Source organism: Pseudomonas purpurea, from assembly GCF_039908635.1.
Classification (GTDB): domain Bacteria; phylum Pseudomonadota; class Gammaproteobacteria; order Pseudomonadales; family Pseudomonadaceae; genus Aquipseudomonas; species Aquipseudomonas purpurea.
In genome coordinates this window covers 5,120,717-5,141,742 of the sequence record NZ_CP150918.1, presented here as the reverse complement: position 1 = coordinate 5,141,742, position 21,026 = coordinate 5,120,717, and the positions used below count along the sequence as shown (strand labels likewise).

23 protein-coding genes are annotated in these 21,026 nt (G+C 62.4%); 15 read left to right on the top strand and 8 right to left on the bottom strand.

Annotated features, from left to right (window positions below; translation table 11 throughout):
- A complete protein-coding gene (locus tag AABM54_RS23075; RefSeq protein WP_347902261.1) occupies nt 1–351 on the top strand; it encodes a hypothetical protein in 351 nt (116 codons plus the stop codon).
- Nucleotides 352–438: 87 nt separating this feature from the next.
- Here AABM54_RS23075 and trxA read toward each other — a convergent pair whose 3' ends face one another.
- The 3 genes from trxA to AABM54_RS23060 all read right to left on the bottom strand — a co-directional run bounded on the left by trxA (nt 439) and on the right by AABM54_RS23060 (nt 2,625).
- Nucleotides 439–1,311 (bottom strand): thioredoxin, encoded by an 873-nt coding sequence (trxA, locus tag AABM54_RS23070; protein ID WP_347902260.1) that lies wholly within the window; start codon nt 1,309–1,311, stop codon nt 439–441.
- Nucleotides 1,312–1,510: 199 nt separating this feature from the next.
- Nucleotides 1,511–2,167 carry a 50S ribosomal protein L11 methyltransferase gene (locus AABM54_RS23065; protein ID WP_347902259.1) on the bottom strand — a complete coding sequence of 219 codons (657 nt, stop codon included), beginning with the start codon at nt 2,165–2,167 and terminating at the stop codon, nt 1,511–1,513.
- Nucleotides 2,164–2,625, bottom strand: coding sequence for a YbaY family lipoprotein (locus tag AABM54_RS23060; protein ID WP_347902258.1), 462 nt, complete (start codon nt 2,623–2,625; stop codon nt 2,164–2,166). The genes AABM54_RS23065 and AABM54_RS23060 overlap by 4 nt, the downstream gene beginning before the upstream one ends.
- A gap of 127 nt (nt 2,626–2,752) precedes the next feature.
- Between AABM54_RS23060 and nrdR the strand changes: the two genes are divergently transcribed.
- The 12 genes from nrdR (at nt 2,753) to AABM54_RS23000 (ending at nt 11,768) form a co-directional block, all read left to right on the top strand.
- Nucleotides 2,753–3,217: a transcriptional regulator NrdR gene (nrdR, locus tag AABM54_RS23055; protein WP_347902257.1), complete on the top strand. Its 465-nt coding sequence runs from the start codon at nt 2,753–2,755 to the stop codon at nt 3,215–3,217.
- Nucleotides 3,214–4,347: a bifunctional diaminohydroxyphosphoribosylaminopyrimidine deaminase/5-amino-6-(5-phosphoribosylamino)uracil reductase RibD gene (gene ribD, locus AABM54_RS23050; RefSeq protein WP_347902256.1), complete on the top strand. Its 1,134-nt coding sequence runs from the start codon at nt 3,214–3,216 to the stop codon at nt 4,345–4,347. The genes nrdR and ribD overlap by 4 nt, the downstream gene beginning before the upstream one ends.
- A gap of 46 nt (nt 4,348–4,393) precedes the next feature.
- A complete protein-coding gene (locus tag AABM54_RS23045) occupies nt 4,394–5,056 on the top strand; it encodes a riboflavin synthase (protein ID WP_347902255.1) in 663 nt (220 codons plus the stop codon).
- Between the two features lie 16 nt (nt 5,057–5,072).
- Entirely contained in the window at nt 5,073–6,164 is a 1,092-nt protein-coding gene (ribBA, locus tag AABM54_RS23040) for a bifunctional 3,4-dihydroxy-2-butanone-4-phosphate synthase/GTP cyclohydrolase II (protein WP_347902253.1), read from the top strand.
- Between the two features lie 233 nt (nt 6,165–6,397).
- Nucleotides 6,398–6,874 carry a 6,7-dimethyl-8-ribityllumazine synthase gene (gene ribE, locus AABM54_RS23035; protein WP_003185938.1) on the top strand — a complete coding sequence of 159 codons (477 nt, stop codon included), beginning with the start codon at nt 6,398–6,400 and terminating at the stop codon, nt 6,872–6,874.
- Nucleotides 6,871–7,371 (top strand): transcription antitermination factor NusB, encoded by a 501-nt coding sequence (gene nusB / locus AABM54_RS23030; RefSeq protein WP_347902252.1) that lies wholly within the window; start codon nt 6,871–6,873, stop codon nt 7,369–7,371. The genes ribE and nusB overlap by 4 nt, the downstream gene beginning before the upstream one ends.
- 175 nt (nt 7,372–7,546) lie before the next feature.
- A complete protein-coding gene (thiL, locus tag AABM54_RS23025; RefSeq protein ID WP_347902251.1) occupies nt 7,547–8,512 on the top strand; it encodes a thiamine-phosphate kinase in 966 nt (321 codons plus the stop codon).
- Entirely contained in the window at nt 8,509–9,012 is a 504-nt protein-coding gene (locus tag AABM54_RS23020; RefSeq protein WP_347902250.1) for a phosphatidylglycerophosphatase A, read from the top strand. Before thiL ends, AABM54_RS23020 begins: the two co-directional genes overlap by 4 nt.
- Nucleotides 9,013–9,035: 23 nt before the next feature.
- Complete coding sequence (locus AABM54_RS23015; protein ID WP_347902249.1) at nt 9,036–9,773, top strand: transporter substrate-binding domain-containing protein; 738 nt, start codon at nt 9,036–9,038, stop codon at nt 9,771–9,773.
- A gap of 164 nt (nt 9,774–9,937) precedes the next feature.
- Entirely contained in the window at nt 9,938–10,555 is a 618-nt protein-coding gene (gene ribA, locus AABM54_RS23010) for a GTP cyclohydrolase II (protein WP_347902248.1), read from the top strand.
- The gene (locus AABM54_RS23005) at nt 10,552–10,971 is read left to right on the top strand and encodes an MFS transporter (protein WP_347902247.1); all 420 of its coding nucleotides are present in this window, start codon (nt 10,552–10,554) and stop codon (nt 10,969–10,971) included. Before ribA ends, AABM54_RS23005 begins: the two co-directional genes overlap by 4 nt.
- Complete coding sequence (locus AABM54_RS23000; RefSeq protein WP_347902246.1) at nt 10,971–11,768, top strand: cobalamin-binding protein; 798 nt, start codon at nt 10,971–10,973, stop codon at nt 11,766–11,768. The genes AABM54_RS23005 and AABM54_RS23000 overlap by 1 nt, the downstream gene beginning before the upstream one ends.
- A gap of 152 nt (nt 11,769–11,920) precedes the next feature.
- Here AABM54_RS23000 and AABM54_RS22995 read toward each other — a convergent pair whose 3' ends face one another.
- From AABM54_RS22995 to AABM54_RS22980, 4 genes are all read right to left on the bottom strand, one after another.
- Nucleotides 11,921–13,804: a TonB-dependent receptor gene (locus tag AABM54_RS22995; RefSeq protein ID WP_347902245.1), complete on the bottom strand. Its 1,884-nt coding sequence runs from the start codon at nt 13,802–13,804 to the stop codon at nt 11,921–11,923.
- 148 nt (nt 13,805–13,952) lie between these two features.
- Nucleotides 13,953–15,851, bottom strand: a complete 1,899-nt coding sequence (gene dxs / locus AABM54_RS22990; RefSeq protein ID WP_347902244.1) for a 1-deoxy-D-xylulose-5-phosphate synthase — start codon at nt 15,849–15,851, stop codon at nt 13,953–13,955.
- A gap of 110 nt (nt 15,852–15,961) precedes the next feature.
- Nucleotides 15,962–16,849: a (2E,6E)-farnesyl diphosphate synthase gene (gene ispA / locus AABM54_RS22985; protein WP_347902243.1), complete on the bottom strand. Its 888-nt coding sequence runs from the start codon at nt 16,847–16,849 to the stop codon at nt 15,962–15,964.
- Complete coding sequence (locus AABM54_RS22980) at nt 16,846–17,088, bottom strand: exodeoxyribonuclease VII small subunit (protein ID WP_095080522.1); 243 nt, start codon at nt 17,086–17,088, stop codon at nt 16,846–16,848. The genes ispA and AABM54_RS22980 overlap by 4 nt, the downstream gene beginning before the upstream one ends.
- Nucleotides 17,089–17,619: 531 nt before the next feature.
- On the opposite strand from AABM54_RS22980, the gene AABM54_RS22975 reads away from it, so the two are divergent.
- Nucleotides 17,620–18,777 (top strand): MFS transporter, encoded by a 1,158-nt coding sequence (locus tag AABM54_RS22975; protein ID WP_347902242.1) that lies wholly within the window; start codon nt 17,620–17,622, stop codon nt 18,775–18,777.
- On the opposite strand, the gene AABM54_RS22970 is transcribed toward AABM54_RS22975, so the two are convergent.
- Complete coding sequence (locus tag AABM54_RS22970) at nt 18,761–19,924, bottom strand: Fic family protein (RefSeq protein ID WP_347902241.1); 1,164 nt, start codon at nt 19,922–19,924, stop codon at nt 18,761–18,763. The genes AABM54_RS22975 and AABM54_RS22970 overlap by 17 nt on opposite strands.
- A gap of 295 nt (nt 19,925–20,219) precedes the next feature.
- Between AABM54_RS22970 and AABM54_RS22965 the strand changes: the two genes are divergently transcribed.
- Nucleotides 20,220–21,011 carry a DUF2135 domain-containing protein gene (locus tag AABM54_RS22965; protein ID WP_347902240.1) on the top strand — a complete coding sequence of 264 codons (792 nt, stop codon included), beginning with the start codon at nt 20,220–20,222 and terminating at the stop codon, nt 21,009–21,011.
- Nucleotides 21,012–21,026: the final 15 nt, after the last annotated feature.

Here is a 21,026-nt window from a genome sequence, read left to right as displayed (position 1 = left end):
ATGTTGCGCATACGTGGAAGCATCGGCGACTGGCCGGTGGATTTGACGCTGGAACTCGATGATGGCGACTGGGCAAAGCTCGGCGCGCAATTGCAGGTCACTCAACCGGCGAGCGACAGCGCGCCGGTGATCAAACCGGTCAATCAGGACGAAGCGTTGTGGCAGATCGCCAAGAATTTGCTGCGCAAGGCCGGGCAGTTGACCGGGCCGGATTTGCTGGAGCAGTTGGAAGGGCTGACCGGCAACGCGGTCGCCGGTAAGCGCTTGCTGGTACGTTTGCGCCACAGCGCCGACGTCAAGGTAGTGAGCGGCGGGGATACGCCGCTCTACCGCTGGATCGAGCCCGCGTAGGCACTGAACTTGCTCTGGGCGATGGCGATCTCAAGGACGCCATCGCCGGATCGCCGCCCGCAGCAAGCCGTGCTCCTGCAAGGCTGTTTAATACAGCGCGGCGAACAGCTTGCGGCGGTACACGGTCACCAGCGGGTGATCGTTGCCCAGCAGTTCGAACACTTGCAGCAAGGTCTTGTGCGGCAAGCCTTCGCTGTAGCTGCGGTTGCGGATGAACAGCTTGAGCAGCGAATCCAGCGCCGGCTCGTATTGCTGGCGGGCCAGTTGCTGCACCGCCAGTTGATAGACCGCTTCGTCATCTTGCGGGTCTTTTGCCAGACGAGCTTTCAGGTCCGCTGCATCCGGCAAATCCTTGGCCTGACCCAGGAACTGGATCTGCGCCTTGGCGCCGGCCAGGGCAGCCTTGTGCTCATCGGTCTTGACTGCGTCGAGCACGATTTGCGCTTCGCCCAGTTCACCCCGTTCGGTCAGGCAGCGTGCGTACAGAATCAGCGCACGGGCGTGGGTGTTGTCCTCGCCCAGCAGCACTTTCAGCGTGGCTTCGGCGTCGGCGAAACGGCCTTCGTCGAACAGCGCCTGAGCCTGCTCGAACGGGTCGGCGGCGGCCGGCGGCGGCATTTGCACATGCGGTTCAAGCATCGCGCGCACAGCGGACTCGGGTTGTGCACCGGCAAAACCGTCCACCGGCTGGCCGTCCTTGAACAGCACCACGGTCGGCAGGCTGCGAATGCCGAAGCGCGAAACGATGTCCGGCTCGACGTCACAATTGACCTTGGCCAGCAGTAACTCGCCCTGATAGCTCTCGGCGATGGTTTGCAGCATCGGCATCAGCGCCTTGCACGGCGCGCACCATTCGGCCCAGAAATCCACCAGCACCGGTTTGTGGAACGAGCTCTCGATCACCGTCTGGTCGAAATCGGCAGTCGTGGCGTCGAAGATGTACGGCGTGTCTTGACTCATGGGCTCTCTCGAAAGAAACGTGAATGGGGCAACTATAAGGCTTGGCGGGGGGCGCTGAAAGCGGGGGCGGTCATTGGAGACCGATGTTGTCTGATAGGGCGCCATCGCGAGCAAGCTCGCTCCCACAGTGGTTTTGTGTCGAGCCAAGATTTTGTGGCAGCTCTAGATACCTGTGGGAGCGTGCTTGCATCGCGATGCTTTAGCCGCGCCGTGCGTGATACAGGCTCACATGCCGAAACTCTTCCGGTTCGGCCAGGTCCGGCAGGGTCATGGCTTCCAGCATGTGCAGCCGCTGATACGACGGATGACGGAAATCCCGAACCCGCGAATCCGCCACCAGCGCTTCCCGCCCACGGCTCAAGAATTCATCGAGCAATGGCAGATTCGCCCGGTCGTACAGCACGTCGGCCACCAGAACCAGATCAAAGCGATCCGCCTCGGCGAAGAAGTCCGTCGAATAGTTCAGATGCACGTCATTGAGTTCGGCATTGGCCCGGCATGCGGCTATCGCCAAGGGGTCCAGGTCACACGCCACCACCTCCAGCGCCCCGGCTTTCACTGCCGCGATACCGGCCACGCCGGAACCGGCGCCGAAATCCAGCACGCGCTTGCCGGCAACCCACTGCGGGTGTTCGGCCAGATAACGCGCCACCGCCAGGCCACTGGCCCAGCAAAAGCTCCAGTACGGCGGCTCATGCAGAATGCGTCGGGTTTCCTCGGGGCTGAACGCGCGGTCCATGTTGTCGCCGTCGATCAGCCAGAGTTTCAGGTCGGTGTCCGGCAACTCACAGGCCACCAGTTGTGCATCGCCGAGCAGTTCACCTAACGCCTGTTGCAGGTCGAGCGGCGCCTTCATGGTGCTTTGATGAACTGCAACTGGCCCAGGGCCTGGGTGGTCGGTTGATTGATGCGCTGCGCCGGCAGGTGCAGGATCAATTGCCCGGATTGGCTGGCGCGGCCACGCAGTTCAACGCGGGCTCCGGCCGGGAAGGCGTCGGGGTTGAAGCGCAGGCGAAACGGCAACGCCTGGTTGGTGCCGATCAGGTTGGTGCTGGCGAGCAAGTGCTGGGGCCGGTCACGGTCATCGATCACCAGCAACGCCAGTTCCACCTCGGCACCGGCCGGCACGCCCAGCAAGTTGCCGCTCAATTCTCGCTGGTAGGCGGGCAGCGGGCCGAGTTCGGCCGGTGCCTGGGCTTTTTTCTGCGCCTGTTGCGCAGTGCCCGGGGTCGGTGCTGCCGGTTTGGGCGCATCGCTGCTGCAGGCGATCAGCAGGCTGACGAGGCTGAGCAAAACAAGCGGTCTTAGCGGCATTTGCGGCTCCGGCAAGGTGAAATCCGTGGATCAAGGATGTAGCCAGTCTGTATACCGTAAACCCTATGGCTTGTCTTGCCAGTGGGATGCGCTACCATGGCCCTCCCTTTTTTTGTTGCCTGCCACCATGCACTGTCCCTTCTGCGGTGCCAACGACACCAAGGTCATCGACTCGCGTCTGGTCGCCGAGGGCGAGCAGGTGCGCCGCCGGCGCGAATGCCTGGCCTGCGGTGAGCGTTTCACCACCTTCGAAACCGCCGAACTGGTGTTGCCGCGCCTGATCAAAACCGACGGTAGCCGCCAGCCCTTCGACGAAGAAAAACTGCGTGCCGGCATGCAGCGAGCGCTGGAAAAGCGCCCGGTCAGCGTCGAGCGCCTGGAATTGTCGCTGGCGCACATCAAACACAAACTGCGGGCCACCGGCGAGCGCGAGGTCAAATCCCTGGTGGTCGGTGAGCTGGTGATGGCCGAGCTGCAAAAGCTCGATGAAGTCGCCTACATTCGCTTCGCGTCGGTGTATCGCCGCTTCCAGGACCTCAACGAGTTCCGCGAAGAGATCGATCGCCTGGCCCGTGAGCCGGTCAAGCCATGACGATTTCCCCGGAACAAGCGATTCTCGACGCCCATTACATGGCCCGCGCCCTGGAACTGGCGCGCAAAGGTCACTACACGACTCACCCCAACCCTCGGGTCGGCTGTGTGATCGTGCGTGACGGGCAGATTGTCGGCGAAGGCTGGCACGTGCGCACCGGCGAACCCCATGCCGAAGTCCACGCCTTGCGCGCAGCCGGCGAAAACGCCCGGGGCGCCACAGCCTACGTGACGCTCGAACCGTGCAGTCACCACGGGCGCACGCCGCCGTGCGCCGATGCATTGGTGAATGCCGGGCTGGCCCGCGTCGTGGCGGCGATGCAGGACCCGAACCCGGAAGTCGCCGGTCGCGGCCTGCAACGCCTGGAACAGGCCGGCATCGTCACCCTCAGCGGCGTGCTCGAAGGCGAGGCCCGCAAACTCAATCAAGGTTTCCTCAAACGCATGGAACACGGCTTGCCGTTCGTGCGGGTCAAGTTGGCCATGAGCCTCGACGGTCGTACCGCCATGGCCAGCGGCGAAAGCCAATGGATCACCGGCCCCGCCGCCCGTTCGGCGGTGCAACGTCTGCGCGCGCAGGCCAGCGTGGTGCTGACTGGCGCCGACACGGTGCTGGCCGATGACGCCCGTTTGACCGTGCGCGCCGCCGAACTGGGCCTGGACGCCGAGCAAACCGCGCAGGCCATGAGCCGTTTGCCGCTGCGAGTGCTGATCGACGGGCGCTTGCGGGTGCCGCTCGACGCGCCGTTCTTCAAGGCCGGCCCGGCGCTGGTCGCCACCTGTGTCGCGGTGGAAGAACAATACGCCAACGGCCCCGAATGTTTGATCGTGCCGGGCGACGATGGTCAGGTCGACCTGCGCAAGTTGCTGGTTGAACTGGCGGCGCGTGGCGTCAACGAAGTGCTGGTGGAAGCCGGCCCGCGCCTGGCTGGGGCGTTTGCCCGGCAAGGGCTGGTGGACGAATACCAGATCTTCATCGCCGGCAAGTTTTTGGGTTCCACGGCCCGGCCGCTGCTCGACTGGCCGCTGGCGCAGATGAAAGACGCGCCGGAGCTGAAAATCACTGAAATTCGCGCCGTTGGCGATGACTGGCGAGTCACTGCCATTCCTTCGCCAGCAGCGAGCGTATAATTCCGGGCCTGTGCCAAGCGAAGGCCCTGTTCTCGAGGAGGACTCCATGTTTACCGGCATCATCGAATCCATCGGCAGCATCCGTGCATTGACCCCAAAAGGTGGTGATGTGCGGGTTTATGTAGAGACCGGCAAGCTCGACCTGAGCGACGTCAAACTCGGCGACAGCATCGCGGTCAACGGCGTCTGCCTGACGGCAGTCGAGCTGCCGGGCAATGGTTTTCTGGCTGACGTCAGCCGTGAAACCCTTGATTGCACCGCCATGAACGACCTGAAAACCGGCAGCCCGGTCAATCTGGAAAAAGCCCTGACCCCGACCACGCGCCTGGGTGGGCATCTGGTCAGCGGCCACGTCGACGGCGTCGGCGAAGTGGTTGCCCGTACCGAAAACGCCCGGGCCGTGGAGTTTCGCATCCGTGCGCCGAAAGACCTGGCCAAGTACATCGCCCACAAAGGCTCGATCACCGTCGACGGCACCAGCCTGACGGTCAACGCAGTGGATGGCGCCGAGTTTGAACTGACGATCATTCCCCACACTCTCAGCGAAACCATCATGGCGGCCTATCAGCCAGGTCGCCGGGTGAACCTCGAAGTGGACCTGCTGGCCCGTTACCTGGAGCGTTTGCTGCTGGGCGACAAGGCTGCCGAATCTTCGAAGGGCACCATTACCGAAAGCTTTCTGGCCGCCAACGGCTACCTCAAATCCTGACTCAAGGGGGTGCCGCGTGGCGCTCAATAGCATCGAAGAACTGGTTGAAGACATCCGCCAAGGCAAGATGGTCATCCTCATGGATGACGAAGACCGCGAGAACGAAGGCGACCTGATCATGGCCGCCGAGTGCTGCCAGCCTGAACACATCAACTTCATGGCCAAACACGCCCGTGGCCTGATCTGCATGCCAATGAGCCGCGAGCGCTGCGAACTGCTCAAGCTGCCGTTGATGGCACCGCGCAACGGTTCCGGTTTCGGCACCAAGTTCACCGTGTCCATCGAAGCGGCCACCGGCGTGACCACCGGTATTTCCGCAGCCGACCGTGCGCGCACCGTGCAAGCGGCCGCGGCCCGTGACGCCAAGGCTGAAGACATTGTCAGCCCGGGCCATATCTTTCCGCTGATGGCCCAGGCCGGCGGCACCCTGGCCCGTGCCGGCCACACTGAAGCAGCGTGCGACCTGGCGCGCATGGCCGGTTTTGAGCCGAGCGGGGTGATCTGCGAAGTGATGAACGACGACGGCACCATGTCCCGTCGCGCCGAGCTGGAAACATTTGCCGCTGAACACAGCATCAAGATCGGCACCATCGCCGACCTGATCCACTACCGGATGATCCACGAACGTACCGTTCAGCGGATTGCCGAGCAGCCACTGGACAGCGAACTGGGCCACTTCAACCTGGTGACCTATCGTGATTCGGTAGAAGGCGACGTGCACATGGCACTGACCCTGGGCACCATTTGCGCTGAAGAACCGACCCTGGTTCGCGTGCACAACATGGACCCGCTGCGTGACCTGCTGATGGTCAAGCAACCGGGCCGCTGGAGCCTGCGCGCCGCCATGGCCGCGGTCGCCGAGGCGGGCAGCGGTGTGGTGCTGTTGCTCGGTCACCCGCTCGATGGCGACGTGTTGCTGGCGCATATCCGCGAAACGGCTGACCACGCGCCGGTGAAAAAACCGACCACCTACAGCATCGTCGGTGCCGGTTCGCAGATCCTGCGTGACTTGGGCGTACGCAAAATGCGCCTGATGAGTGCGCCAATGAAATTTAATGCGATATCCGGTTTCGACCTGGAAGTTGTAGAATACGTGCCCTCCGAATAATGACCCGGAGATTCCGGCATTGTTAACTTAGAACCATTGTGGCGAGGGAGCTTGCTCCCGCTTGGGTGCGCAGCACTCACAAGAGGGGCTGCTACGCAGCCCAGCGGGAGCAAGCTCCCTCGCCACGGATGTGTAAGTGAACGGCAATGCGGTGTTTCCGGCCGTGTATTCGTGGCTAATATCACTGAGGGATGCGTACAAGACGCGTCCCGGCTCTTTAAGAGATTTGTCGAATGACCCTGAAGACCATCGAAGGTACCTTCATCGCCCCCAAAGGCCGCTACGCTTTGGTTGTTGGCCGTTTCAACAGCTTCGTCGTTGAAAGCCTGGTAAGCGGTGCTGTTGATGCCCTGGTTCGCCATGGCGTGAGCGAAAGCGACATCACCATCATCCGTGCCCCTGGCGCCTTCGAAATCCCGCTGGTTGCGCAGAAAGTCGCTCAGAAGGGCGAGTACGCGGCAATCATCGCGCTGGGCGCGGTCATCCGTGGCGGTACTCCGCACTTCGAATACGTGGCTGGCGAATGCACCAAGGGCCTGGCCCAGGTGTCCATGGAGTTCGGCGTACCGGTTGCCTTTGGCGTGCTGACCGTTGACTCGATCGAGCAAGCCATCGAACGTTCCGGCACCAAAGCCGGCAACAAAGGTGCTGAAGCTGCCCTGTCCGCTCTGGAAATGGTCAGCCTGCTGGCGCAGTTGGAGGCCAAGTGATTAGCGACGAAAGCGATCGTTTCAACCCGCGCGATCCAAAACCTGCGGATGCTGGCAAACCATCGAAAAGCGTCAAGCGTCGCGAAGCCCGTCAGCTCGCGACCCAGGCGCTGTATCAATGGCACATGGCCAAGCAATCGCTGAACGAGATCGAAGCGCAGTTCCGGGTCGATAACGATTTCAGTGATGTCGATGCCGCGTACTTCCACGACATCCTGCACGGGGTTCCGGCGCACCGCACCGAAATCGACACCGCGCTCAAGCCATGCCTGGACATCGAAATCGAAGAGCTGGACCCGGTTGAACTGGCCGTTCTGCGCCTGTCGACCTGGGAACTGATCAAGCGTGTCGACGTGCCTTATCGCGTTGTGATCAACGAAGGCATCGAGCTGGCTAAAGTCTTCGGTTCCACCGACGGCCACAAGTTCGTCAACGGTGTTCTCGACAAACTGGCGCCGCGCCTGCGTGAAGCTGAAGTGAAGGCGTTCAAGCGCTAATCAGCGCTTGCAGTGCCCTGTCTCGCCGATAGGTTCCCTTTTTGGCGAGTGACTGTTGTTGCCAGACAAGACGCCGCGACGCGTCATCACCTGCTATGGCGAGGCGCGGCAACGCAGTCTGGCGACAACAGGCGCCGCCCAAAAAAAGAACAGTACTGGTGAGACAGGATTCCCAATGGGTGAGTTTGAGCTGATCCGCAACTACTTCGCCGCCGCGCCGTGTGCGCAGGCCGGCGAAGGGGTGGCCCTGGGGATTGGCGACGACTGCGCCTTGCTCGCTGTTCCCGCTGGGGAACAGTTGGCCATTTCCACCGACACCCTCGTGGCCGGTGTGCATTTCGCAGACCCTTGCGATCCGTTTCTGCTCGGTCAGCGCTCGCTGGCCGTGGCGGTCAGCGATCTGGCTGCCATGGGCGCCACCCCTATTGCCTTTACCCTTGCCCTGACACTACCGACGGTCACCGCCGATTGGCTGGACGCCTACGCCCGTGGTTTGAACGCGATGGCGCAAAGTTGTGGCGTGCGGCTGGTGGGCGGCGACACCACGCGCGGCCCGCTGAGCCTGACCCTGACGGTGTTCGGCCGAGTCCCGACCGGCCAGGCCCTGACCCGCAGCGGCGCGCAACCCGGCGACTTGCTGTGTGTCGGCGGCGAGTTGGGGAGCGCCGCCGGGGCGTTGTCGCTGGTGCTGGGTGAGCGCGTCGCACCGGCGGATGTCGCCGGAGCGTTGTTGGCGCATTATTGGTCGCCACAGCCACAGTTGGCGCTGGGGCAGGCCCTGCGCGCCAAGGCGACCTCGGCGCTGGACATCTCCGACGGGCTGCTCGCCGATTGCGGGCATATCGCCAAGGCTTCGGGGGTGGGCTTGCAGGTCGAGCGCGAGAAAGTGCCGCTGTCGGCGGCGTTGCTGACGTTCCTCGGTCGGGACGCTGCGCAAGTCGCTGCCCTCAGCGGTGGCGACGATTACGTGCTGGCCTTCACCTTGCCGCCGCTGGAACTGCCGGCATTGCTGGCCGACGGCTGGCCGATCCACGTCATCGGCCAGGTCGTGGCCGGGCAGGGCGTGACCCTCATGGACGCAAACGGAAAGGACATCACCCCGCGAACACGGGGCTATCAACATTTTCGGGAGACCCCGTGACAGATCACCCCAAACAGGTTCCGGCAGCGTGTGTGCCGCCATCGGTCTGGCGCAATCCCTGGCATTTCCTGGCCTTCGGTTTCGGTTCTGGCACCTTGCCCAAGGCACCGGGCACCTGGGGCTCATTAGTTGCGCTACCCTTTATCCCGTTGTGGCAGATGTTGCCCGTCTGGGGTTACTGGCTGATGCTCGGCGTCACCCTGCTGTTCGGCATCTGGCTGTGCGGCAAGGTAGCCAGCGATTTGCGGGTACACGACCACGAAGGCATCGTCTGGGACGAGATGGTCGGAATGTGGATCACCCTGTGGCTGGTGCCGCAAGGCTGGTACTGGTTGCTGGCGGGTTTTTTGATGTTCCGCTTCTTCGACATTCTCAAGCCGTGGCCGATCAGTTGGGTCGACCGGCATGTGCACGGCGGCTTCGGGATCATGCTCGACGATGTACTGGCCGGGGTGTTTGCCTGGCTGGCGATGCAGGGCCTGGTCTGGTGTTTCGCTTGAGAAACGGATTGAGGGGCTAAGGAATGGTGATGCGCTGGTGGTGGGTGCTGGTTTTTGCGGTGTTCTGTTCGGTTGCCCGTGCGGCGGACGCCCCGGCGACACCTGTCGTGATTCATCTGGCCAGCGAAGACTGGGATAACTACACCGCCGCCGACGGGCATGGCCTGGCCTGGGACATTTTGCGTGCCGTGTTTGAACCGGCCGGAGTGAAGCTTGATCGGCGCACTGTGCCTTACACCCGCTCGGTGGGGCTGGTGCAGCGTCGCGAGGTGGATGCGCTGGTCGGTTCCTATCGTGACGAAGCCGAGCAGGTGTTGTACCCGCGCTGGAACTTCGATTCCGATCATATCTATGCACTGGGGCTGGCAAGCAGCCCGACGCCGACGCTGGCGACCCTGGGCACGTATCGACTGGCCTGGGTGCGGGGTTACCGCTACGAAAGCTACCTGCCGAATATCCACCGCTATAACCAGATCGAGCGTCGCACCGGGATCTTGCCGATGCTCAAGCAAGCACGCGCGGACTTCTACATCGACGCGCTGACAGAGATCGATGCGGTGCTCGCTGAAGCCGAGGAACCGTCCCAATACCGGACCACCCACATCGCCGAACTGCCGCTGTACCTGGGGTTCGCCGATACGCCACAAGCCCGGGCACTGATGGCCTTGTACGATCGGCGCATGGAGTTACTGGTTAAAAGCGGCGAACTCAAACCGATCTTCGAGCATTGGAAGCAGCCTTATCCCTTCAGCGCGAACTGAACTCGGTCTTGTCGATGTCGACGACGCCAATGTGGGGGAGGCGGGCCAGTGATCAAACTTTTAGATCGTTATGGCCGATAATTCAGCCTAAGCGTCTGTCAGAACCTGCTGTTACAATGCCGCCTCTGCGAATCTCCACTCCTCATACAGATCAGGAGCACACGGTGCCCGTCGTTTTCGTCGCTGCTTCCAAGCTGCCAACCCCTTTTGCGCAATTCACCATGCATGGCTTTCTCGATGAGGCCACTGGCCGCGAGCACGTTGTACTGAGCCTGGGTGAGTTCGCCGATGGTGCCCCGGTACTCGGCCGGTTGCACTCCGAATGCCTGACCGGCGATGCCTTGTTCAGCCAGCGTTGTGACTGCGGTTCGCAACTTGAGGCCGCGTTGCAGGCGATTGCCCGCGAAGGCCGTGGCGTGTTGCTGTACTTGCGTCAGGAAGGCCGTGGCATTGGCCTGCTGAACAAGATCCGCGCCTATGAATTGCAGGACGGCGGCGCCGACACCGTGGAAGCCAACGAGCGACTGGGCTTTGCCGCGGATCAGCGCGACTACGCCATGTGCCTGCCGATGCTGGAACACCTGGGCGTCAAATCCCTGCGCCTGATGACCAACAACCCGCGCAAGGTCAAGGCCTTGACCGACATGGGCATCGTCGTCGCCGAGCGCGTGCCGCTGCACACCGGCCACAACCCGCACAACAAACTCTACCTGGCGACCAAGGCCAGCAAGCTCGACCACATGATGGGCAACGAGCATCAGGGCGAGGCGGACCGGGCGTGACCCGCGGCCAGGTTCGGCGGCGACTGTCCGTCAGTTGGTGGCAATACCTGGCGTTGGCCTTGTTGCCGCTGTTCGTGATCAACGGTGTATTCGGCCAGGGCGAAGCGATTCTGCCGGTGCTGGCGATGCCGTTTTTCATTGCGGGCGTGGCGTCGATGTTTGTCAGCCTGCGGTTTTTTGGCGGCTACAAACACGCCTTGATCGCCACCCAGAAAACCCTCGATACCCCGGATGAGCCTGCGGCCTGGATCGCCTTGGCGGCCAAGCGTCGCGCGGCGTTTCTGGCGGCAGGGCTGCCGGCCTGGATCGGCGCGCTGGCGGTGTTCGTCGGTCTCGAAGCGGTGCCGCTGGTGCTGCTGGCGTTGTCCACCACGGTGCTGTTCTACCTCTACCGTATTCCGCGTCAACTCGGTTGATGCGCCGCTGGCTGGCGGTTCTGCTGCTGGCCACCAGTGGCTCGGTGGTGGCGGTGGAGCGGGTGGTCAGCCTCGCGCCGTCACTCTCGGAAATCGTCGTTGAACTGGGTTCGGCGGACCTTCTGGTCGGTGTGCTGGATGCGGGCGACCGTCCCGCTGAACTCACGTCCGTGCCGTCGGTGGGCCGCTACGGTCAACTGGACATGGAACGCCTGCTCAGCCTCAAGCCTGACTTGCTGCTGCTCTGGCCCGGCAGCGTCGGTCCGGCGCAGCGCGAGCAACTCAGCCGCTTGGGGATTCCCACGTTCGTCGCCGAACCCCACAGCTTCGAACAACTCACCACCCAGATCGAAGCGATTGCCCAACAGCTTGGCCGGCCCGAGCGTGGGCAGACACTTGCGACTCATCTGCGCGCGCGACTCGCGGAGTTGCGTGAGCGTTATCGCCGCGATGAGCCGCTGAAGGTGTTTTATCAGGTCTGGGATCAGCCGCTCTACACCGTGGGCGGCGGGCAAATCATCAGCGATGCGCTTGAAGTGTGCGGGGCGCGCAACGTGTTTACCGACCTGAGTCTGCCCGCGCCGCAAGTCAGCGTGGAGGCGGTGTTGCAGCGCAACCCGCAAGCGATCCTCGCCAGCAGCCAGGCACAACTCGATGCCTGGAAAACCTGGAAACAGGTGAGCGCGGTGGCGCAAGGGCAATTGCTGCTGGTGACAGACAAAGGCCTGGAGCGCCCGAGCGGGCAGATGATCGAAGCGACGGCCACGCTCTGCCAGTTGATCGCCCCCGGTCGCTGACCTGTGGCGAGGGAGCTTGCTCCCGCTGGGCTGCGAAGCAGCCCCAAGACCTGCCAATGGTTTTCTTCAGATCAATAGTGTCGTATTTGATTGCGGCTGCTGCGCACCCGGGCGGGAGCAAGCGCCCTCGCCACAATGGCCAGTGTTGTTTGTTAGATTTCCGGCGTCCAGGTCACGCCAAACATCCACGCCCGACCTTCTTCGCGATAGCCGTACTGGTTGCCTTCGTGCTGGTACAGCGCCCGGCTGTAGCCCTTGTCCAGCAGGTTATCGACCTTCAGCTCAAGCTTGATCTCGCGATTCACCGCCCAACTGCTGCGTAGCCCGAGCAAGGCATAACCGCCCAGCGGTTGGGTGTTTTTTTCGTCGTCGTAACTGCTGCTCACCGCTTGCCAACTGGCGCCCAGGCCCAGTTGATCGAACTGCCGGTCGAGGTCCAGGCTCAATGTGCGCCGGGCGCGGCGTGCCAGGGTATGGCCGCTGTCGCGGTCCCGTGGGTCGATGAGCGACACCCCGAGGTTGCTCTGCCAGTCGAACAGCTCTTGCTTGAGCGCCGCTTCGAAACCGTTGATCCGTGCCGAGGCGACGTTTTCCGGGCGTGAATGGCTGCCGAAGATGATCGCGTCTTCAAGATCGGTGCGGTACAGCGAGGCTTCCAGGCGGCTGGTGTCGCTCAACTGGCTGCGCCACTGCACCTCGTAGCTTTTTGAGGTTTCGGGGTTCAGGTCCGGGTTGCTGAAGTCCGGGTAATACAAGTCATTGAAGGTCGGCGCGCGGAAGCCTTCGCTGTAGGTCAGCAACACATCGTTGTCCGGGTTCAGTGGCAACGTGAGCGTGCCGCTCCAGCTGTTCTGGCCGCCAAACTGCTGGTTCTGGTCACGGCGCAGGCCCAGTTCGGTGGAAAAGCGTTCAGCCTGGAAGCGATGCTGGATGAACGCCGCACGGTTCCAGCGGCTGTCTTCGTCGAACTTCGTGCTGCTGTTGACCCGGTCTTCGTACCAGTCGCCGCCCAGGATCAGGCTGTTCTGATCGTTCAGCTTCAGATCGTTCTGCCAGTTCAGCGAGTCGCGGTAGGTGTTGAACACGCTGTGCTCGTCGCTGAGCTTGTCGAAGGTTTCTTCACGGTTTTCGCTGTGCCCCAGCTCCACGCGGGACTTCCACACGTCGTTGATGCGGGCGTCGACGTAACTGCTGACGCCGCTGATGGTGAAGTCGTTGTAGGGTTTCTGGGCAACGCTTTTGAAGGTGCTCATGTCGAAGCGGCCGAACGGGTTATCAAACTCGTTTTTGCCGCGGTTATCGAGGATGTTCAGTCCGGCTTCGATGTCGTCATTGAAGGCGTGGCTCAGGTTCAGGCTCAGGGACTGGTTGCGATAAGCGTCGTGGTCGCCATCGCTTGCGTAGGACTGATGCGTGCGGTTGATCCCGGCCGTTTCATCGAGGCTGGCGCCCAGGTTGAAGCGGGTTTGTGCATCGCCGCCAGACAAGCCGAGGCTGCGTTCCCACGTCTGGTTGCTGCCAAACCCCATGTGCAGGCGCGGTTGCAGGCCCTGCTCGGTGCTGCGACGGGTGAAGATCTGAATCACCCCGCCAATCGCGTCACTGCCGTAGATCACCGAGCGTGAGCCGCGCAGCACTTCCACGCGCTCGATCTGCTGGATGTTCAGGTGCTGCAGGTTGCTGTCGCCTGAGGTCGAACTGCCGATGCGCTGGCCGTCCACCAACACCAGGCTTTGCGCCGATTTGGTGCCGCGAATGTAAATCCCCGGCAGGCTGCCGCGCCCGCCGGTCTGCGAAACCTGCACCCCTGGCACTCGTTTCAGCAGGTCGGTCACGCTGTTCGGTTGCAGGCGGTCGATGTCTTCGCGGGTGAATACCGTGTTGGCGGCGCTGCTGTCATTGCGCGCCTCGACCTGGCGGTTGGCGCTGATCAATACGTCGGGCAGCTTCAATGCCTGCTCGCGTTCGAAGGTGTCGGCAAGGGCATTGGCGGCTGGCAGCAGTATCAGCGGCAGGGCGAGGCGGGAGAGGTTCATGGGCAGTCCTTGGCATATCAAATTTGACGCTAACAACTGTGGGAGCGAGCTTGCTCGCGATGACGGTGTGTCAGGCAACATCCAAGTTGACTGACAGTCCGCTATCGCGAGCAAGCTCGCTCCCACAGGGTTTGTGCAGGTTTGGGGTTTAGAGGCCCAGTAGCTGCAAGCGCTCGCGCACCGCTGCTTCGATCCCGGCCTCGTCCAGCCCGCACTCGGCGAGCATTTGCGCCGGTTTGGCGTGTTCGACGTAAAGGTCCGGCAGGCCCAGGTGCAGCACAGGCTTGAGGATGTTTTCCCGGGCGAGAAACTCGCTGACTGCGCCACCGGCGCCGCCCATGATGGCGTTTTCTTCGACGGTCACCAGCAGCGCGTGGCTACCGGCAATCTCGCGGACCAACGCTTCATCCAGCGGTTTGACGAAGCGCATGTCGACCACGGTCGCATCCAGCGTCTCGGCGACTTTCAGCGCTTCGGCCAGTTGCACACCGAACACCAGCAGGGCGACGGTGCTGCCCTGACGACGAATCACGCCTTTGCCGATTTCAATCGGTTCGAGGTTCTTCTCGATGGTCGCGTTCGGGCCGGTGCCGCGCGGGTAACGCACCGCCGCCGGACCGTTGTACAGGTGGCCGGTAGTGAGCATTTTGCGCAGTTCGTTTTCGTCGCTCGGGGTCATCACCAGCATGCCGGGGATGCAGCGCAGGAACGACAGGTCGAAGCTGCCGGCGTGGGTCGGGCCGTCTTCGCCCACCAGCCCTGCGCGGTCGATGGCGAACAGCACGTCGAGGTTCTGCACCGCGACGTCATGCACCAACTGGTCGTAGCCGCGTTGCAGGAAGGTCGAATAGATCGCCACCACCGGTTTGGCGCCTTCGCAGGCCATGCCGGCCGCGAAGGTCACGGCGTGTTGCTCGGCAATCGCCACGTCGAAATAGCGCAGCGGGAAGCGTTCGCTGAAGGCCACCAGATCGGAGCCTTCTTTCATCGCAGGCGTAATGCCGACCAGACGCGGATCGGCGGCGGCCATGTCGCACAGCCACTCGCCAAACACGCCGGAGTACTTCGGCCCACCGGATTTCTTCGGCGCGGCGGCCGGTGCGTCCAGCGGTTCGAGTTTGGTGATCGCGTGGTAACCGATCGGGTCGACTTCCGCCGGGGCGAAGCCTTTGCCTTTCTTGGTGACCACGTGCAGGAACTGCGGGCCCTTGAGGTCACGCATGTTGCGCAGCGTGGCGATCAGGGTCGGCAGGTCATGGCCGTCGATCGGGCCGATGTAGTTCCAGCCCAGTTCTTCGAACAGGGTGCCGGGCACCAGCATGCCTTTTGCGTATTCTTCGGTGCGTCGGGCGATTTCCCAGGCGCCGGGCAGGCGCGACAGGACCTTTTTGCTGCCTTCACGCATGCTGGCGTAGGTGCGGCTGGAAAGGATCTTCGCCAGGTAATTCGACAGCCCGCCGACATTGCGCGAGATCGACATGTCGTTGTCGTTGAGGATCACCAGCATGTTGGCGTCGACTTCCGGCGCATGGTTCAGCGCTTCGAACGCCATGCCGGCGGTCAGGGCGCCGTCGCCGATCACCGCAATGGCCTTGCGATCACTGTTTTGCAGGCGGGCGGCAATGGCCATGCCCAGCGCGGCGCTGATCGAGGTGCTGGAGTGGCCGACGCCAAAGGTGTCGTACTCGCTCTCGGAGCGGCGCGGGAACGCAGCAATGCCGTCCTTCTGGCGCAGGGTGCCCATGCGCTCGCGGCGACCGGTGAGGATCTTGTGCGGATAAGCCTGATGACCCACGTCCCACACCAGCCGGTCGTCCGGGGTGTCGAAGACGTAATGCAGCGCGATGGTCAGTTCGATGACGCCAAGACCTGCACCGAAATGCCCGCCCGTCTGACCGACGGTATAGAGCAACTCCAGGCGCAACTCATCGGCCAGGGTTTCCAGCTCGGCTTCGCCTAACCGGCGCAGGCCGTCCGGCGTGTGGGCACGGTCGAGCAGGGGCGTGGTCGGGCGCTTGCGGGGAATCTCATGAAACGTCGTGGGCATCAGGCGAATCGTTATAGGTATAAAAGAGGCGGCAGTTTACCTGATGCATCGCACGCTGCCCACGCAGAGCTCGGAACTTGGCCGATATGCGGTGGGCAACGAGCAGTCGATCAGCTGCGGCGTTCGACGATATAGCGGGCCAGTTCGCGTAACGGCTCGGCGCACGCGTCAAACGGTCGCAGGGCGTGCAGGGCCTGATCGCGCAGTTCCAGGGCATAGGCCTTGGCCGCATCGAGGCCAAGCAGGGCCGGGTAGGTTGGCTTGTCGCGGGCAATGTCGGCGCCCTGGCGTTTGCCGAGGGTCGCGGTATCGCTTTCGACGTCGAGAATGTCGTCTTGCACCTGAAAGGCCAGGCCGATGGCCTGTGCATAAGTCTGCAAGGACTGGAGTTGGTCTTTCTCGGCACGACCACTGGCCAGTGCGCCCAGTTTGACGCTGGCTTCGATCAGCGCGCCGGTTTTGTGCCGGTGCATGTATTCGAGGGCTTTCTGGTCGAGCTTGAGGCCGACCGAGCCAAGGTCGATGGCCTGGCCGCCGACCATGCCGGCCGGGCCTGCCGCCAACGCCAGGGCGCTGACCATTTGCAGGCGAATCTCGGCATCGGCGCCGTTCAGATGCGGGTCGAGCAGGGCGGTGAAGGCCAGGCTTTGCAGGCCGTCACCGGCCAGAATCGCGCAGGCTTCATCGAACGCTTTGTGGGTGGTGGGCTGGCCGCGACGCAGATCGTCGTCGTCCATGGCCGGCAAATCGTCGTGCACCAGCGAATATGCGTGGATCAACTCCACCGCACACGCCGCGCCGTTGGCGTGTTCAGGGTCGGCACCCAGCGCTTCGCAGGCCGCGTAGGCCAGCAACGGGCGCACGCGCTTGCCGCCATTCATCACGCTGTAGCGCATGGCTTCATACAGGCGCGCCAGTTCCGGGCTCGGCGCGATGAACAGGGTTTCCAGTGCCGCGTTGACCCGGGCCTGACTGCTGGCCGAATACGCTGCGATCATTCTGGCTGTTCCGCGTCAAAGGGCGCCTCGGCCAGTTCGCCATCACGCTCGAGCAACACTTGAACCTTTTGCTCGGCCTGGGCCAGTGCAGCCTGGCAGTCGCGAGTCAAGCCGATGCCTTGTTCGAAGGCGGTCAGCGAGTCTTCCAGCGACAACTCGCCGTTCTCCAGGCGCTCGACCAGTGTTTGCAGGTCAGCGAGAGATTGTTCGAAATCCAGTGCAGCTTTTTTGCGGGCCATGGCGGCAATTCCGGTAGACGTTAAACCGGCGCGACACTAGCAGATAGGGGGGGGAGGGGCAATTCGCCTGTCAGCATAGCGCTGCCGCGCGCCGGGTTGATTTGTGTTCAAGGCCTGACGTAGGCTGGCGCGGCTGGCCGTTTGCGGCGCCGCTCAGGGTCGAGCGTTCAGCGTGGTTCCTCAGGATGCAGGCGACAGGCTCGGTTCGAGTGGTGTCGGCTGCCTTTAAATGCATTAGCGACACCCGGTCATTGAGACGCGCATGTCCTTGTACTTTTCCTCCTCCATTCGGCAGCCCTTGACGACTCGTCCGGGTCACGCCGTTTCGGGTCCTCATTCGGCCAACAGCCGCCGTCGCAGCATTCTGTTCGCGTTCACCTTTTCGCCGCCCACCCCAAAACACTGATTTCTTCGCGAGACCTTCGCCACCTCGATGGGCGTTTGGGCGCATGGCCTGAACCGTTGATGGGCGATGGCGTGTCTGTGTGTGGCTGTTTTGCAGGTGTGGGGTGGTGATTGATGAGTCGTTCAATGAATCGAGCGTTGTTGGCGGCGCTGATACTTGGTGTGTCGATTGTCGGCCTGAGTATCGGCTCGACGGTCCCTGTGGTCGCGCTGCGCCTGTACCAGGCCGGGGCGTCGAATGTGCAGATCGGCGTGATGTCGGCGCTGCCAGCGGCGGGTATGATGCTCTCGGCGTTTATCGTGGGGTGGCTGTGCCAGCGGTTGAGCCGCCGACACATCTACCTCGGTTGTTTCGCGCTTTCAGGTGTGAGTATTGCAGCCATCGAGGGCCTGGCGATCAATGGCTATGGCCTGGCGGTGGCACGGCTGCTGATGGGGCTGGCGGCCGGGATCATCATTATTCTCGGGGAATCCTGGGTGAATGAACTGGCCGAGGACGGCCATCGCGGCCGGACGGTGGCGGTCTACACCACCTGCTTCACGGTGTTCCAGTTGCTGGGGCCGGGCATGGTCGCGGTGTTTGGCACCGAAGGTCCGCATGTGATTGCCGCCGTGGTGGCCGGGCATGTGCTGGCCATGGCGGCCATCGGCTGGGCGATGCCAGGCGGTGTGAGCAGCCACCCGCAGGACGAGCACCGGTCCTTTTCGGTACTGGGGTTCATTCGGGTAGCGCCGGCGCTGTGCATGGGGATCATTTTCTTTTCGTTCTTCGATAGCGTGATTCTGTCGATGTTTCCGGTGTACGCCGCCAGCCACGGCTACGCCATCCAGCTCGCGGCGTTGATGGTGACGGTGATCCTGCTGGGCGATGCGGTGTTTCAGTTTCCCCTGGGCTGGCTGTCGGACAAGATCGCCCGGCCGAAAATCTACCTGACCTGCGGCGTGCTGGCGGTGCTGATCGGCATCAGCCTGCCCTGGCTGATGGGCCAACCCTTGCTGCTGTGGCCGGGCCTGGCCGTGTTGGGCGCGGTTGCGGGCGGGATCTACACCTTGGCGATCATCCTGATCGGCCAGGGTTTCAAAGGTCAGGACCTGGTCACGGCCAACGCCAGCGCCGGGTTTCTATGGGGGCTGGGCAGCCTGCTCGGTCCGCTGCTGAGTGGCGTGGCCATGTCGACAAACGTCCATGGCCTGCCGCTGGTGCTGTCCGCCGCGGCTGGCGTGTTTGTGGTGTTTGCCCTGTCGTTGTTACGGCGCTCGGCGCTGGTCAGTGCACTGGAGTGATTACGGTTTTTACCGTCTCCGGGTAGTTGATTCGATAGCGGGTGCTCCGCCCGCCGCCCGGGAGGCGGACGAGGCAGCCTTTGTCCAGAAGTTCGGCCAAATGGCGAGTTGCAGTGGCTTTGGAGACCTTTGCGACGGTTTGGTACTGAGCAGCGCTGATGCCGTCCTCAAAGCCCTTTTCTCCGCCATCGAGCAGGCGGTTCAGGACTTTTATTTGTTCGGCGGACAACGGCTGCCCTCGATGGTCATTCCAGAAGCGCGCTTTGCCGAGTACCCGTTCGATGCGGGCCATCGCCTGTTGCAGGCTGCGTAACAACGTTTGCAGAAACCACTCCAGCCATTCGCTGATATCCAGGTCGGCTTTCTGGGTGGTTTCCAGCACACGGTAATAACCTGAACGGTCATCGAGAATACTGGCCGACATGGCATAAAAGCGGATCGACTGGTTTTCGCCCTGAGCGAGCGCCAGGTCAGTCAGGGTGCGTGTCAGGCGGCCATTGCCATCATCGAAGGGGTGCAGTGTCACGAACCAGAAATGAGCCATACCCGCCCGCAAAAAGGGATCGAGGCCGGCTTGCCGTTCGCAGGCGTTGAACCAGTCGAGGAAAACCCTCAGTTGTTGCTCCAGACCCTCTCGGGGCGGGGCTTGGAAATGCACCGTCGGTCGGTCCAGCCGGCCGGACACCACTTGCATCGGTTCGTTACCGCGTAGTGCACCGACGCGGATAGACCTTGGCGTAAGGTCGTCCTGCGTGGGAAACAGGCATTCATGCCAATGCATCAACCGCTCAAGGGTTAGCGGTTGGGCGAAATGTTGCGTCGCATCCAGCATCAACTCCGCCAAACCCTCGCTGCGTTTGCTTACACGGTTATCGGCGTCCTGCTCCAGACCTAACCGGCGTGCGAGAGATGAGCGTACCGAGCCGACATTTAATTGTTCACCTTCGATGGCCGACGAAGTCACGATGTTTTGCAGCAGGGCATCGAGTTCGCTCTGCGCACTGAGTGCTTCATTGACGGTGCCAACCATGCCCAGAAGTTTTCCCTGGGCCTGCACGCACTCGCGCAGTAACGGCGCGAGTCGCTCGGCTTGCCAGTGAAGTTCTGGCCAATCGGGGTGCTGCCAGATCCAGTGAGGGTATGACATGAGGTTGGTACTCGGGCTGTGAGCCGAATAGAAAAGCTATTCGGCTCATTTGGTGAGCCGATTGTCGATGCTAATCGGCTCACCGTCCAGCTCAGGCTTGCCAGCGTGGCAGTCTCAGAAGGTGATGTTCAGCGCAAAAACAAATGTATCCGATTGTTAATAAGTAGCCGAATCGCTAACCTTCCGATCTTTCGTACAACCGTCGACGATAGCGCTGCTGAATCAGGCTCTATCCTGTCTGTACTGCGCCGAGGAATGGGTGCAAGGTTTCGTCATGCATGGCAGGAGGCATCACATGCGTCTTTTTCTTTCGCTCGCGATGACGCTGGTGTGGGCGACGGTTGCCTGGGCAGAACCCTCGGCCGAACTTCAGGAGCCGGTGGGTGGCTGGCGGTTTTCCGGCTTGCTGGACCGCACTGAAAACCCTCGCGTCGCCTACCCCACGCCGCCCATCGACCGTGGCGTACAGCGCAATCGCACGATGATCGAAGGCCAGCTCAAGGCCATCGGCACTCAGCGCGGGCCGCACACCCTGGCCGTCAATGGCAACCCCCTGAACCTGTACACCGACGAGCAAGGCCGTTTCGCCCGCCCGTATGCGTTTGGCGCCGGCTCCAACAGCGTCGAAGTGCGCAGCGCCGAAGGGCGCTCGCTCAAGCGCGTGCAATTCTACGAAGCCAATGACCTGCGAACCCCGGCGCGCATCCGCGTGGTGCTCGGCTGGGACGATCCCAAGGCTGAACTCGACCTGCACATCATCACCCCGGACGGCCAGCATGCGTTCTTCGCCCATACCGCGTTGACCAATGGCGGCGGGCTGGACCCGGACGGCGTCGACGGGCCGGGGCCGGAAATGTTCACCATGACCGCGCCGATGAAGGGCACCTATCTGGTTTACGTGAACTACTGGGGCAACTTCGGCGACGGCGGCTATAACTTCGAAGAAGGCAGCAACCAGAACGAAGTGATCACGTCGCAGATCAACCTGGTGCTCAACGAAAACACCGTTAACGAAAAACGCGAGAGCTTCGTCGTGCCTTTACGGGCAATCGGCGACCTGCTGCTGGTCAAGACTTTCAACTATTGAACATCCCGCTCCACG

Bases quoted from the DNA above. Each gene is read 5' to 3' on its own strand.
- AABM54_RS23075 (WP_347902261.1), top strand. From the start codon at position 1: ATGTTGCGCATACGTGGAAGCATCGGCGACTGGCCGGTGGATTTGACG.
- trxA (WP_347902260.1), bottom strand. From the start codon at position 1,311: ATGAGTCAAGACACGCCGTACATCTTCGACGCCACGACTGCCGATTTC.
- AABM54_RS23065 (WP_347902259.1), bottom strand. From the start codon at position 2,167: ATGAAGGCGCCGCTCGACCTGCAACAGGCGTTAGGTGAACTGCTCGGC.
- AABM54_RS23060 (WP_347902258.1), bottom strand. From the start codon at position 2,625: ATGCCGCTAAGACCGCTTGTTTTGCTCAGCCTCGTCAGCCTGCTGATC.
- nrdR (WP_347902257.1), top strand. From the start codon at position 2,753: ATGCACTGTCCCTTCTGCGGTGCCAACGACACCAAGGTCATCGACTCG.
- ribD (WP_347902256.1), top strand. From the start codon at position 3,214: ATGACGATTTCCCCGGAACAAGCGATTCTCGACGCCCATTACATGGCC.
- AABM54_RS23045 (WP_347902255.1), top strand. From the start codon at position 4,394: ATGTTTACCGGCATCATCGAATCCATCGGCAGCATCCGTGCATTGACC.
- ribE (WP_003185938.1), top strand. From the start codon at position 6,398: ATGACCCTGAAGACCATCGAAGGTACCTTCATCGCCCCCAAAGGCCGC.
- thiL (WP_347902251.1), top strand. From the start codon at position 7,547: ATGGGTGAGTTTGAGCTGATCCGCAACTACTTCGCCGCCGCGCCGTGT.
- AABM54_RS23015 (WP_347902249.1), top strand. From the start codon at position 9,036: ATGGTGATGCGCTGGTGGTGGGTGCTGGTTTTTGCGGTGTTCTGTTCG.
- AABM54_RS23000 (WP_347902246.1), top strand. From the start codon at position 10,971: ATGCGCCGCTGGCTGGCGGTTCTGCTGCTGGCCACCAGTGGCTCGGTG.
- AABM54_RS22995 (WP_347902245.1), bottom strand. From the start codon at position 13,804: ATGAACCTCTCCCGCCTCGCCCTGCCGCTGATACTGCTGCCAGCCGCC.
- dxs (WP_347902244.1), bottom strand. From the start codon at position 15,851: ATGCCCACGACGTTTCATGAGATTCCCCGCAAGCGCCCGACCACGCCC.
- ispA (WP_347902243.1), bottom strand. From the start codon at position 16,849: ATGATCGCAGCGTATTCGGCCAGCAGTCAGGCCCGGGTCAACGCGGCA.
- AABM54_RS22980 (WP_095080522.1), bottom strand. From the start codon at position 17,088: ATGGCCCGCAAAAAAGCTGCACTGGATTTCGAACAATCTCTCGCTGAC.
- AABM54_RS22975 (WP_347902242.1), top strand. From the start codon at position 17,620: ATGAATCGAGCGTTGTTGGCGGCGCTGATACTTGGTGTGTCGATTGTC.
- AABM54_RS22970 (WP_347902241.1), bottom strand. From the start codon at position 19,924: ATGTCATACCCTCACTGGATCTGGCAGCACCCCGATTGGCCAGAACTT.
- AABM54_RS22965 (WP_347902240.1), top strand. From the start codon at position 20,220: ATGCGTCTTTTTCTTTCGCTCGCGATGACGCTGGTGTGGGCGACGGTT.